The following is a 13797-nucleotide window of genomic DNA, read 5'->3' as shown; positions in this document are numbered from 1 at the left end:
TAATTTAACGTGAATTGTAAAGTATTCTATGAAATCTATACTTAATGATTCTCTATTGTAACTTTTATGTGAAATAGGTAGTAAATGAGTATCGATAATTTATTAGATCGTACATGGTCCAGAGATTACACCTGTAATGAATTTGCGTGTGAAGCATGGAAACAGATTACAGGCAAGGATTTAAGTAAGCGAATTTATAAAGTGTTAAGCGGTAAAGGTCGATTTAAACGATTAGAAGAACCTATTTCGCCGTGCATTGTCTATTTTAAAAATAGCGATACAAGCCCTACACATGTGGGGCTTTTTTATTGCAACAAACTTTTGCATTTAACCTCAAGAGGTGTGCAATTCGTACCGCTTGAAGTGGTGGCGATGCACTTTAGGGAAGTGAGATTTTACACATGAAAAAAGTCATCATCATAGAGCAATTCAAGGGTAAAGAGACTCAGATTGAAGCTTATGTTGATAATGTGCATGCTTATATCGCATGGAGTTTTGAAGAATTTACACCTGGCATTCGCATACACCATGGTGAAAATCCAACGCAAGACAATGATGTTACCCCAAGGACTAAAGAAGATGTTGAGCGGTTAAATCAGCTAGAGGGTGTGATTTGGGTGGTGGTTCATCCGACTTGGTTGCAAGTGGTATTTTGGGTGGTTACCGCAGTCATGGCAGCATATAGTGTTTATATGATTGCCACGATGCCAAAGCCGAATGCCAATTCAAGCATGGGTTCATCGAATAATGAGTTAGCAAGTCGGACTAATAAAGCACGTGTAAGAAGTCGTATAGCAGATATCTTTGGAACGGTGTTGTCTTTCCCTGACTTAATTGCTGAAATCTATACTTATTATGAAAATGGGATTGAAATTGAAGAGTGTTTAATGGTCATTGGTCGTGGCTATTATCAAATCCACAACTGTAAAGATGGTGATACAGCCATTGAAGGGATTGAAGGCACATCGGTCAGTATCTATGATCCAAATAAATCCATTACAGGCAATGAAACAATTTATCGAACAGGTAACGCATTTACTTCAGCACCTCGCGCTGTCAGAAAATCAGATGCCATTAATGGACAGTCTTTGGTCAAGCCAAATGATTTAAGTCTTGAATCGAAGGCCCTCTATTTCATGACAGGTGGTGTGATTCGAAATACAGCAAATATCGATTTCTCTCAGTCGTTTAAGGTGGGTGATGGTATCGCGATTACAGGCGCAGGCTTTGGGATTAATGATGCAGTTTTATCAGGTACCGCAGTATTAACACCGAGCTTTCAAGTGATTGTTCAAAGCCAGTTAGATATTGAAGCCTTTGCAGGATATAAAGGATTACTACTCAATGGTGCCTCATTTGAATATATCGTTGAAGAAACCACGGTTGATCCCGAAACAGGAGAATCAACAACAGTTGTGAAAGATCGTTTATTTCGTGATGTCTCTGGACAGTATGAAGTAAGTCGGGTCACACGCACATTGAGCCAAGATATTTACACCTATACGATCCAACTGGTGAATGCTAAGCAAGTGAACTTTAATTGGAATGATGTTGTAGAGGATCAAACAGTCAATGCAGGGATTACCCTGAATTTGAATGCAGATTCAATGACTTTAGATGGGATCTATTCAATCAGTGCTATTAGTACAACACAGATTACTTTAGCGAATGCCAGTACCGTCAATACGGAATGGTTGAAATTACCAAACATGTTTAATGGTAGCACTCAAGGTAAGTCAACCAATGTTGAACTTGAGATTGTGGCCAACAAGTGGGTGGGGTGGTTTAACCTTGAATTTGAGCAAGCAACACAAGCAGTTTTTAATGTTTATGCGCCACAAGGCATGTATGCAACAACAGATTCAGGTGGTGAGCGTCAAGCAGGTTGTACCGTCACAGTACAAATTCAAATGCTAGATGAGAATAAAAGACCTTATGGGCCAATCATTAATCATGACTGGAGCATATGGGCTCAAACCAAATCAAGTTTTGGTCGCACTTATCGTTACACCTTACCAGATAAAGGAAGCTTTCGATTTCGTCTTGCTAAGACCTATGCCAAGGAAAATAACCAACCTGTTACAGAAGTGAAGATTAAGAGTGTATATGCCACCTATGCTTCACAGAAGCGTAATTATCCCGATGTTACTGTAGTTCGATTAAAAACCACGGCAACGGATGGTGCTTTGTCCGTCAAAGATCGAAAGTTGAATTGCTTGGTCACACGTAGACTTCGTGTGGATGGAACAGGGGCGTATGTTGCAACACGTGATGCAGGACAAGCCCTAATTAACATGGCATTAGATCAATACATTGGTCGGCGTTCTGCGTCTGAGCTTGATATTGTTCAGATCAAAGCTGAAATTCAAAAGGTTAAAAACTATTTTGGGTCGGATGCTGCAACAGAATTTAATTACACCTTTGATGATGACAATCTGAGTTTTGAAGAACAGGCAGGCATGATTGCTTCGGCATGTTTTTGTGAAACACACCGTTATGGCAATAAACTTCGTTGGAAGTTTGAAGGGCCACAAGATCATTCTGTCTTGTTGTTTAATCACCGCAATAAGGTACCGGGTAGTGAGAAACGGACGATTAATATCGGCATCAATAAAGACTATGACGGTGTAGAAATTGAATATACCTCACCTGATGATGACATACGCACCACTTATTCCATTCCCGAAGATGGCTCAGCACGTAATCCGATGAAGATTACAACATCAGGAATTCGTAATCATGCTGTTGCTAAAACAAGGGCATGGCGAGAATGGAATAAACTGCAGTATCAAAATGTCAGTTGTGAGTTTATCGCTTTGGATGAATCTAATTTATTGATCAGAAATGATCGTATTTTAGTGGCTGATAATAGAAAGCTGAGAACTCAAGATGGACAAGTTGAAGAAGTAAACGGTTTGACTCTAACACTCTCTCAAAATGTTGAATTAAAACCAAAGACCGCATATTTCATATGCTTACAGATGGAAAATGCCACAGTCGATATGATTAGCTGTGTGATGGGAAATAATTCAAATGAGGTTATTTTAAGTCGTGCACCATTGAAGCAACTGGTAGTTGATGAGGATCGATACATCACGACTACTTATTTGATTGTTGAGGAACAAGATGCAAAAAAACAAGCATTTCTACTGACTGAATTAAGCCCGAATGATGAGCTGACAAATAACCTGACCTGTATTAATTACGATGCACGTTATTACGAAAAAGATCATTCATTTATCTAAAATTTAAACCTTATCAGGCACTCGAAAGAGTGCTTTTTTATGCCTGGGGAAAAGCATGGCGATTATTACGATGGAGAAGCTTGAGAATGCTGATAAAGATGCAGATTCTCTTGATGATTTTGTCAGTGGCAATGGCAAGAAAAAAGTAAAGACAAGACGTGGGATTGAATATTTAACCGCTCCTGGTGTTGAGCAAACATTACTGGATAATGGTCTAAAGCGTGGATTCGCTAATAAGGCTGCACTTGAAAAATACAAACCAAGTATTGAAGGCAGTCTTGCACAGGATATGGAAACCAAGAAGGTTTGGTTATGGGATGGTGCTAAGTGGAATGATACAGGGGCAAGTGATAAGGATTTAGCTATTGCTCATTCTGATGCTGAGATTGCTAAAACGAATGAAACCATCACAAATATATCAGCGACAACGACAGAGAAAATTAATGAAATCCAAGCTGTAGATTTTTATTCACAAGAAAAATCGAAAGAGACTAAGACGTTTCGACAAACAGATTCAGAAGGCAATATTTTAATTGCATTTGATGATGATGGTTTTTTACAGCAGAACTTCAAGTCGGATTTCCATTCAGAAGAAAAGTTGAGTAGTTTTTTAATTGTCGATCATCATCTAAATATCATTTTTGCAAATGAAGAAGATGAACAATTTTTAAAAGATTTTTTTAGAGATCAAAATCAACCTTCTTTTTCAGTTGTTGATAGTCAGTTTAATTTGCTTATTGGAGAAAATAAAAAAAGTGATGACGATGATCAACAAGATATCGACTTTTCAAAACTTCAAAATAATGCATTAAACCCAGAACCACTCAATACCACAAAAGATTTGTATTCAGATTTTGGTGTTATTAAGCGAATGCAGGATTACACCGATGATTTGTATAACCTGCCTATACGCACACTTATTGGAAATACAGCTAGTCTATATACGCTTTACGATGCGCTAGTTAATACGTATGCATCAATGTCATCACAAGAGATAGGAAGCGACGCTTTAGGGAATATTATTAAAGCATATACGTATAAGCCAATTCCGTTCGAGATGGGTATGGATTCAGAACTTCCATTTGATCTTAAGGAAATGATTAAGCCTAAACACATTGTTATTACTACTGGTGTTCATGGTAATGAAAAAGATGCAATGCTCCAAATGTATATTTTCTTAAAAGAAATTCTTGAAAGAAAAGAAGATATTCAGGAAGCAAGTCTGTTAAGTAACGCTCGTATTACAGTTGTACCTGTGATTAATCCGACGGGTACAAATGCGCATACAAGATTTAATCACAATCAAGTCAATTTAAATCGCAATGGTGAGTATAAGTGGGGAGCTTTTCCTGGTGAACAAGGTTCAGGGCCACTATCAGAAAAGGAAGCACAAATCGCATCAGCTTTGCCTGTAACTTTTCCAGATGCGACATGCTTTGTTGATTTTCACAATTTCTGGCCGAATATCACAGGTAATGGGGTTGGATGGTTAGGTGCATCAAGACAAGACACTGTGAAAGTGATTAGAAATGTAGCGATTGAAATTAATAGCGATATGCGTCGATACAAGCTTTTTTCAGATCAAAAACTAATGCGTGTTGGTCTCAATTATACAGGCACACTCTCACGAGATTGGATTGAGCTTTACAACAAGCGCGGTTATTTGCTTGAAACACCTGTCGAAACGGCAGGATTTAACCGCTACAAATTGCGTCAATACGGATTAGATGTTGTGAGAAAAACACTCGCAGCAGTTTACAAATATGAATTAACTTTTTAACCATTCAGGAAATAAAAAATGATCACGATTCAAAAACTATCAAATGTCAATGTCGGTACTACAAGTTTAGGCAAGTATGAAATTAGCGAAGCAGGGAAAGCCTTAGCCCATATTCCAGAGTTCAAAGCATTTTTTGATGCTGATTTCTACACAGACAAATCAATGGATATATTAAATCGGGCGAATGGCATTAACTCTAGATTACGAAGTGCAACCTATACACCTGTAGTGTTTCACAATGGTCAGCGTGGGTTAAGTAAAAGAATTAGCGGTGCAACGTATGTTGTAACTGATGGTGATTACGATATTAATCCTGATGCTTGGACATTTTTTGTTGTGATGAAGCCAGCAGTATCAACAAATGAATTTAGATTGATTCGTGCGATCAATGATACGACTGAACCATCTCCACATCTAATACTTTCAGCTTCGACCCGTACACTCGGTGTAAAGCCGCATGCAATCAATGGAGTGAGTAGTATTCTTTACTATGAAGCACCTGTTGGCGATGCGATGGCAAATAAGCCAACTCCACAACTTGCAATATTTAGTTTTTCAACGAAACGCGGAACAACAATTCGACTCAGTGGAAAAGAAGTCGCATTTAGTTCTACACTCAAAACCCCATTTATCGCAGGCTATAAGAAAGGAGAGTGGGATTGGATGAGAAATGCGCATGCAGACTTTGGTGCGTGGGGCGGCTTAAATATTGATTTAACATTAGACGAAAATAAGCAGTATTTAAATGATCTTGAAAGATATTTTATGAATAAATATGAAATCACAGCTTAATGCACATCAAGCCTCATACCCCGACATAGATCGGGGTTTTTTATTACCAAAAATTAGGAAAAATATGGAACCAGTCTCTACAGGTAGTCTTACTGCCTTCTTAAAATTTTATGGCGCAGCGCTTGCAGTCACACTTGCTATCGCACTTGTGGCAACAGTTGTCATTATGATGAGATTTCCACGTTCACCTCAAGAGTGGGCGGTAGGTTTGATTTGTACCATCGTTTCGAGTCTAGGTGGTGGAGCATTCATCATTGTTCGTTGGGGGTTGCATGAGTGGGTCACTGATATTTGGGGAATGATCGCACTTGGGGGCTTTTTTTTCGTCTGCGGTTTACCAGGTTGGGCAATTGTGCGGTGGACATTTAACTTTATTGATCGGCAGGAAGGTAAAACCATTGTGGAAGTCATTAAAGAAGTTAAAAAAGCCAGAAAAGATATTCAAGGGGAATGATCATGCAAAATATATTCGATCAGCTTCGTAAAATGTCAGGTGGCAAGCTCACACAAAAACAGGTCAATGCCACGGACAAATTAATTTCCTTTGACCAGCAAGCTGTAAATGACATGCTCGGTATTAAAGATCAAATGGCTGTGAGTGATTTCGGGATTAATCTTATCTGTGGTTTTGAAGGGAAGCGATTAACAGCCTATGACGATGGTGTAGGTGTTTGGACCATCGGTTTCGGTACCACGATTTATCCGAACGGCCAGAAAGTTAAAAAAGGTGACACTTGTACAGAAGCTCAAGCCAAACAGTTCATGCAGAATGATTTAAAGAAATTTGAACACGCTGTAAATGAAGCTGTCACTGTATCACTCAATCAAAACCAATTCGATGCGCTTGTTTCACTGACTTATAACATTGGATCGGGAGCTTTTGAGAAATCGACCTTACTTAAAAAACTGAATACTGGTGACTATCAAGGTGCAGCGAATCAATTTGATGCATGGGTCAATGCTGGTGGCAAGCGATTACAAGGATTAGTGAATCGTCGTGTTAAAGAGAAGGAGTTATTTTTAAAATGAAAATAGCTCTTCAGCAATTTATAGATAAGTTTTACCAAATCATCATTTTAGTTTTGTTGGCCATAATTTTAATTCTTTCAATTTTCAGTGGTACACAGACTTGGCGAGTACAAAGTCTAAAGACGAATTACTCATTGCTGAATGCTCAATACAAAACAGAAGTTGCCGAAACTAAAGCCTTAACCGAACAAGCTAAAGCTGAAGCAAGAACTAAAGAAAAACAATGGTCAGATAAACTTTTAGAAGCAGAGAGAAATCACAATGCGAAAATGCAAGAAATCATTATTGATGTTAATCATGCTAAGTCCGCTATTAATGGCATGTCAAAGCAAATCGATAAAGCCACAAGTCGTATGTCTACAGCTTCCAAAGAAACCATTATTGAGTACACCACTACCAATAGTGACGTACTCAAAGAGTGCATCGGACAATATCAATACGTGGCAGAACAAGCTGACAAACACGCAGCTGATGCACATCGATTGAGTGAAGCATGGCCTGAAAATTGAAAGAAAAATTAGGCTGCTTGCGTGAAATACATGAGCAGCTGCAAATTGAATTAATTTATTGTTAATATTAAATCTTTGTGAAATCAGAAAATCGTTAATCGAGATTTCCTAATTGGGGGAGTTTAGCTTATCAATCTCTTTAAGTGTTATATCTTGAAGACTTCTAATTCCTTCATGTGATACCGAAATAAAAGACTTAGATCTGCTTAGAATTTGGAATTGATCGTAGGTGCCTCGGTTAACTAAAATCTCTTTATACTTACTATCAACACCTTTGTTAAGTTCAGTATAAATTGGATTGATTTTTAAAAATGCCTCCATGGATATGTATTTAAGTGATAGAAGATCCGATTCAAGGTGCTGAATATCATGAGTGATTTTCCTGCAAGAACTTTTAATACTGGGAATCATATTGCGTATTTCATCCAAATGTTCAGGCTTTACTAATGCGATACTCAATCCACCCTTTAAAGAATCAGTGCTATCCAATATTATTTTTAAATCATATATCTCGCTATCAATACTTAAAATTGAGTTTTTAAGTCGTTCACACGTTGCGGATATGTAATTAGCTCTATGCATTTTCCTCCAATCATTAAATAGTAAAGATGCAATATACGCAGCAGCTAAGGTTGCTATAGCCCCTGCATAATTACCAACTAATGACAACGCTGCCACCAAAGGTCCTGAATTACCAATGCTTTTAAAATATAATGTGGCAGAAATAATTAATAATAAAATCCAACCAATAGCTGTAGTAATTACTTGAGACACTTTCTTTTTAATTGAGATTTCTTCTTCATTCATAATCTGCAAAACCCCATTATTTTTAATTTACCGTGCTTTTTAACTCGTCACAATAATTAGCCCATGCTTGCATCATTTCTCTTCGCTTTTTTAAGTGCTTCGTGCGGTTATATGCCCGACCATGCATGTCTCTAACTTGATGCCCTAATTGCATTTCAATAATCTCGACAGGGAACTGCAAAACTTCTTCAAGCATAGTTCGTGCTGATGCCCTAAAACCATGTCCAGATACTTTTTCCTTCTCATAACCAAGTCGCCTTAATGCTTGATTGATTGTATTTTCAGACATTGGTTTTAAGCTTGATGTCATTGCAGGAAAAACAAAATCACTTTGATTACTTGTTACAGGGTAAATTTTCTCAAATAAAATCAATACTTGGGTAGATAGCGGGACAATTAATTCAACCCCAGTTTTACTTTTTGTCTTAGGTGGGGTGTAGGCCCATATTTTTTCATCAAAATCGATATCTGACCATTTTGCATGTCGAAGTTCTCCTGGTCTAACAAAAACTAAAGGAGCAAGCTGTAATGCAATTTTTGTTATATATGTACCGTCATAGTGATCTATATCTGCTAAAAGAAGTGCAAATTCTTTTGGGTCTGTAATTGCAGACATATGCTCAACAACTGGTGTAGTCAATGCACCTCTTAAATCTTGAGTTACATCTCTTTCACACAATCCAGTAGCAACCCCATATCTTAAAACCTGACCACATTTAACCTTTACTTTTTTTGCGGTCTCAAACTTTCCTTGTCTTTCATAAATGCGACAAATATTTAAAACATCTACAGGTGTAATTTTGTTAATGGGTTTTTTTCCAATACTTTCAAAAATCACATCAAATAAGCTTTTGGATTTCTTAATTGTGGATTCGGCTAGACTCTGCTTAGACAGCCATTCACTTGCAACAAATTTAAAAGTATTTTTTAGCGCATCACCATGTTCCAAAGTTATGCGTTTTTTTTCTTCTTGAGGATCGATATTTTGAGCTAAAAGAGATCTAGCATCTTCTCGCCTCGATCTCGCATCAGCAAGTGAGACTTCAGGATAAATACCAAAACTAATAGTATTTCGTTTTTTTGAGTAGGGGCGATAATAGTCAAAACGCCAAAATTTATTATTGTTTTTATCAATGAGTAAATACAAACCCCCACCGTCTGACAACTTAATGTTAGAGCCTTGGGATTTAGCCTTTTTTATCTTTGTATCATTAAGAGGTACAACGGTTCTAGCCATTTTAGCGGTATCACTTTTAGCGGTATCCTGACGATACCGTTATAAATACCGTCATAAACACTGGATTAACTTAAACTATCTTAGACTATTAAATTACAAATGCGTTTATTTTTCAATGCTTAGAGGGTAGTCGATATACTATGTTATACGATGTTTAATTCTAAATTGGTGCGCTCTGCGGGACTCGAACCCACGTCGGTCGCTTAGGAGGCAACTGCTCTATCCAGTTAAGCTAAAAGCGCATGTGAGTTAACTTAGCATAAAAATAAAAAGTTATTACCGAAGTAATAACTTTTTTAATGAAATTAATCGTCTTTAGGCTTCAGATCACTTAAATCTTTTGGATTTAGACGATCAAATAGAATCAACATTAAGGTAATCCAAATTGGAATCATGATGACAGATTCTTGGAAGCCCTGTGTCCACATAATGAAGAGAACTACAGCAATAAAAGCCAAAACCAAATAATTACTTAATGGTGCCCATAGCGCAGGATAAGAGGTTTCAAATTTTAATGTTTGTTTTGCACGTCTAAATTGTAAATGAGTCAATGTAATCATTGCCCAGTTTAAAACTAAAGCACCAACTACAATGTAAATTAAATGACTTAAAGCTTCTTCAGGCACAAAATAGTTAAGAAGAACACAACCAAAAATCAGTAAAGCAGACATTAAAACAGCCTGAATAGGTACCCCTTGCTTATTTGTTTTTGCAAAGATTTTGGGTGCATTTCCTTGTTTGGCTAAACTATACAGCATTCGACTATTGGCATACATTCCACTGTTATAAACAGAGAGTGCAGCAGTTAGAATAATAAAGTTAAGTAAGTGAGCTGCCCAATTAATACCTAATTGGCTAAAGATCATGACGAATGGACTTTTATCTAAGCCGCCCAATTCTAGCTGGTTCCAAGGTACAAGTGACAATAGAACAGCAAGTGAACCGACATAGAACAAGAGGATTCTAAATACAACTTGATTGATTGCTTTTGGAATGGTCTTTTTAGGATTTTCTGCTTCAGCAGCAGCCATACCAATCAGTTCAATACCACCAAAAGCAAACATCAAAAAGGCTAACATGTAAAATAGACCATCAAAGCCATTGGGGAAGAATCCTCCATGACTCCAAAGGTTGCTAAAAGAAGCTGTTGAATTGGTATCGGCTGTAAATATTAAATACAAACCGAAAAGAATCATAGAAACTACAGCAATCACTTTGATGATAGAAAGCCAAAACTCAGACTCTCCGTATATTTTTACATTTCCAAGATTGAGAATTGTAATGATAATAAAGAAGAAAAGCACAGAAGACCATGCAGGAATATGTGGCCACCACCAGTTAATATATTTAGCGACAGCAGTCAGTTCGGTCATGGCTACTAAAATATAAAGGATCCAATAATTCCAGCCAGTTAAAAAGCCTGGGAATTTTCCCCAATATTTATAAGCAAAATGACTAAATGATCCAGCAACGGGTTCATGTACAATCATTTCACCTAATTGACGCATAATTAAAAAAACAATAAAGCCACCAATCGCATATCCTAAAATAATAGAAGGACCTGCTGATTGTATGACATGAGCGGAACCTAAAAATAAGCCTGTACCAATTGCACCACCCATGGCAATTAATTGGATATGACGATTCTTTAAGCCACGCTGAAGTTCAGTATTTTTATTCAAATTTTTCAGCCCGACGATGAATATGTATTGAGATTGTAATAGATTGATTTGTAATAGCCTAGTAGTCCGTTAAAAATGAAATTAATTTATGAAATTTATAAAGCAGTTTGAAGTTTATTTCTTTTATTAAATTTATATTTATCAGTTGGTTGTGAGTTTTTAATAAGGTTGGGTCTTAGTAAAAATGCCGTAAAATAAAATATTAGAAAGCTTCTTTTTTATACTTAAGTCAAGTCGTTGAGTAATCTGTAAAAAAAAGCAGTATGCTAAAAATAGAACGTAAGTCATCAAAATACCTCTTTAAAATAGGATTTACCCATGAGTTTTTTTGCTCCACAAATAAAAATTGCGGCAACTTATATGCGCGGTGGTACAAGTAAGGGTTTATTTTTTAAATTAGATGATCTACCTGAAGCTGCACAGCAACCAGGTGTAATTCGTGATCAAATTTTATTAAGAGCAATAGGTAGTCCAGATCCTTATGCTAAACAAATTGATGGTATGGGTGGGGCAACATCAAGTACAAGTAAAACGGTGATTGTTTCTAAGAGCTCAAAAGAAAATCATGATATCGATTATTTATTTGGTCAAGTGTCTATTGATCAGCCTTTTGTTGACTGGAGTGGAAATTGCGGGAATTTAACCGCTGCTGTTGGTGCATTTGCAATTCATCAGGGGCTTATTGATCCGATTAAGATTCCTGAAAATGGCTATTGTACTGTACATATATGGCAAAAAAATATTGAAAAAACCATCATTGCGCATATTCCTATTGTGAATGGACAAATACAAGAAACGGGTGATTTTGAATTAGATGGTGTGACATTCCCAGCAGCAGAAATTCCGCTCGAATTTTTAGACCCTGCTGATGATACGGGTAAGATGTTTCCTACAGGCAATGTGCTTGATATATTAGATGTACCTGATATAGGTTCATTTCAGGCAACGTTTATTAATGCAGGTATTCCAACTATTTTTTTAAAGGCAGAAGAATTAGGATATTTAGGGACAGAATTGCAAGATGAGATGAATAATGATGCTGTTGCTTTAGCACGAATGGAACTAATTCGTGCATATGGTGCAAAAAAAATGGGGTTAATCCAAGATGTATCTGAAATTAAGCATCGTCAGCATACACCTAAAATTGCATTTGTTTCTTCTCCAAAAAGTTATACCTCTTCCAGTGGTAAACAGGTTTCAATGCATGAGATAGATCTATTGGTTCGTGCTTTATCTATGGGGAAACTCCACCATGCAATGATGGGGACTGCTGCAGTAGCAATAGGTACAGCTGCGGCTATACCAGGAACGTTGGTCAATTTAGTGGCAGGTGGTGGGCGAAAAGATACCGTGAATTTTGGACATCCATCTGGCACGTTAAGAGTGGGGGCTTATGCTGAACTTGAAGATCAACAATGGAAAGTTAAAAAAGCACTGATGAGTCGCAGCGCTCGGATTTTAATGGAGGGGTGGATACGGATTCCATTTGTACTTTAGAGCTGAATATAAAAGATAGAATGAATGGTTAAAGGTGAATTTAGTTAATGCTTTTACTTTTAATTGAGATGTTAGACGAAAGTAAAGTCATTTAAACGTGGTAGAGATCGTATCAGAACATGCTTTTATCAATGTATAAAAGCATTATATTTGATTAGGTTGAATTGAATAGTGCTGATAAGAATGAAACCCAAAAAAATAAAAGGTACAATGTGCGCAGATGTGTTAGCTTGAAAAGTTAACTTTATTGAACTATAGCAACGTCCATTGAGGCCAATGTGTCATCATTAACTCATATGCAAACAGATGAACTTATTACTGCACAAAATCGTATTCAACAGGATTTACTCACGACTTTAGATGCATTTTCTCTTCCTGAACCATTAAAAGGGGCTGTACATCATGCAGTTATGCTGGGAGGAAAGCGTATACGCCCAGCATTGTGTTATGCGACTGCGGAAATACAATCGAATCTCAATTTTGCTGCTGTACGTCGTGCTGCTGTCGCAATTGAGCTTATTCATTGCTATTCATTGGTTCATGATGACTTACCCTGTATGGATAATGATTTATTACGTAGAGGACAACCAACATGTCATGTTGCTTTTGGTGAAAGAGCTGCATTGTTGGCTGGAGATATTTTACAATCAATGGCTTTTGAAGTGCTTGCTAGTCGCTTATTTGATCAAGCAGGTGCTGTCGACCAAGCCATTGTGGTTAAGCAAATGCAAATTTTAGCGACTGCTTCATCTAAGATGGTTTGTGGGCAAATGTTAGACCTTCAGTCTGAAGGGAAGTGCATAGACCAGATTACTTTAGAGAAAATTCATAAAAATAAAACAGGAGCCTTGATTTCTGCAGCGATTATGATGTCAGCAGTTGCTGTATTTGAAGGGGTTAATCCTGCAATTCCAAAATTAAGAGAGTTTGCTCAAGCCATTGGTTTAGCATTTCAAGTGCAAGACGATATTTTGGATGTAACGGCTAGTACAGAAGAGTTAGGTAAAACTGCTGGAAAAGATGAATTAGTAGAAAAGTCGACTTATCCTGCTTTAATGGGTTTAGATGATGCGATTCAATATGTTAAAGAATTACATGATGAAGCATTTAATGCCTTAAGTTTTTTTGATGGTAAAGCAGTTGCATTAGAAAATATTGCTTTATTTTTATTACATCGAAAACAGTAAAAAGAAAAAGCATGTATGAACATGCTTTTTCT

Annotated in this window: 12 protein-coding genes and 1 tRNA gene; 9 read left to right on the top strand and 4 right to left on the bottom strand. The window is 37.1% G+C overall.

All coding sequences use genetic code 11. From position 1 onward, the window contains the following. Positions 1-84 precede the first annotated feature (84 nt). The 7 genes from B9T31_RS12085 to B9T31_RS12055 all read left to right on the top strand — a co-directional run bounded on the left by B9T31_RS12085 (position 85) and on the right by B9T31_RS12055 (position 7355). On the top strand, positions 85-405 hold the full coding sequence (locus B9T31_RS12085) for a hypothetical protein (protein WP_086182197.1): 321 nt from the start codon (positions 85-87) through the stop codon (positions 403-405). Further along, positions 402-3245 carry a host specificity factor TipJ family phage tail protein gene (locus B9T31_RS12080; protein WP_086182196.1) on the top strand — a complete coding sequence of 948 codons (2844 nt, stop codon included), beginning with the start codon at positions 402-404 and terminating at the stop codon, positions 3243-3245. The genes B9T31_RS12085 and B9T31_RS12080 overlap by 4 nt, the downstream gene beginning before the upstream one ends. A 55-nt stretch (positions 3246-3300) precedes the next feature. Next, a complete protein-coding gene (locus B9T31_RS12075; RefSeq protein ID WP_086182195.1) occupies positions 3301-5025 on the top strand; it encodes a M14 family metallopeptidase in 1725 nt (574 codons plus the stop codon). A gap of 18 nt (positions 5026-5043) precedes the next feature. Then, entirely contained in the window at positions 5044-5817 is a 774-nt protein-coding gene (locus B9T31_RS12070) for a hypothetical protein (protein ID WP_086182194.1), read from the top strand. Between the two features lie 64 nt (positions 5818-5881). Beyond that, the gene (locus B9T31_RS12065; RefSeq protein ID WP_086182251.1) at positions 5882-6271 is read left to right on the top strand and encodes a hypothetical protein; all 390 of its coding nucleotides are present in this window, start codon (positions 5882-5884) and stop codon (positions 6269-6271) included. 2 nt (positions 6272-6273) lie between these two features. Then, complete coding sequence (locus tag B9T31_RS12060; protein WP_086182193.1) at positions 6274-6846, top strand: lysozyme; 573 nt, start codon at positions 6274-6276, stop codon at positions 6844-6846. Beyond that, the gene (locus B9T31_RS12055; RefSeq protein WP_086182192.1) at positions 6843-7355 is read left to right on the top strand and encodes a hypothetical protein; all 513 of its coding nucleotides are present in this window, start codon (positions 6843-6845) and stop codon (positions 7353-7355) included. The genes B9T31_RS12060 and B9T31_RS12055 overlap by 4 nt, the downstream gene beginning before the upstream one ends. A gap of 108 nt (positions 7356-7463) precedes the next feature. Here B9T31_RS12055 and B9T31_RS12050 read toward each other — a convergent pair whose 3' ends face one another. From B9T31_RS12050 to B9T31_RS12035, 4 genes are all read right to left on the bottom strand, one after another. Further along, positions 7464-8162: a hypothetical protein gene (locus B9T31_RS12050; protein WP_086182191.1), complete on the bottom strand. Its 699-nt coding sequence runs from the start codon at positions 8160-8162 to the stop codon at positions 7464-7466. A gap of 22 nt (positions 8163-8184) precedes the next feature. After that, positions 8185-9399, bottom strand: a complete 1215-nt coding sequence (locus tag B9T31_RS12045) for a tyrosine-type recombinase/integrase (RefSeq protein ID WP_086182190.1) — start codon at positions 9397-9399, stop codon at positions 8185-8187. 166 nt (positions 9400-9565) lie between these two features. Continuing rightward, a tRNA-Arg gene (locus B9T31_RS12040) sits at positions 9566-9641 on the bottom strand. Between the two features lie 63 nt (positions 9642-9704). Beyond that, positions 9705-11081: an amino acid permease gene (locus B9T31_RS12035; RefSeq protein WP_086182189.1), complete on the bottom strand. Its 1377-nt coding sequence runs from the start codon at positions 11079-11081 to the stop codon at positions 9705-9707. A 318-nt stretch (positions 11082-11399) separates the two neighbouring features. Between B9T31_RS12035 and prpF the strand changes: the two genes are divergently transcribed. Together prpF and B9T31_RS12025 are read left to right on the top strand one after the other, a co-directional pair. Next, a complete protein-coding gene (gene prpF / locus B9T31_RS12030; RefSeq protein ID WP_086182188.1) occupies positions 11400-12578 on the top strand; it encodes a 2-methylaconitate cis-trans isomerase PrpF in 1179 nt (392 codons plus the stop codon). Positions 12579-12874: 296 nt separating this feature from the next. After that, complete coding sequence (locus tag B9T31_RS12025) at positions 12875-13765, top strand: polyprenyl synthetase family protein (RefSeq protein ID WP_416202540.1); 891 nt, start codon at positions 12875-12877, stop codon at positions 13763-13765. The last annotated feature ends 32 nt before the right edge of the window (positions 13766-13797 follow it).

The organism is Acinetobacter sp. ANC 4558 (assembly GCF_002135375.1).
GTDB lineage: Bacteria > Pseudomonadota > Gammaproteobacteria > Pseudomonadales > Moraxellaceae > Acinetobacter.
This window is presented reverse-complemented; position numbering and strand designations above follow the sequence as displayed.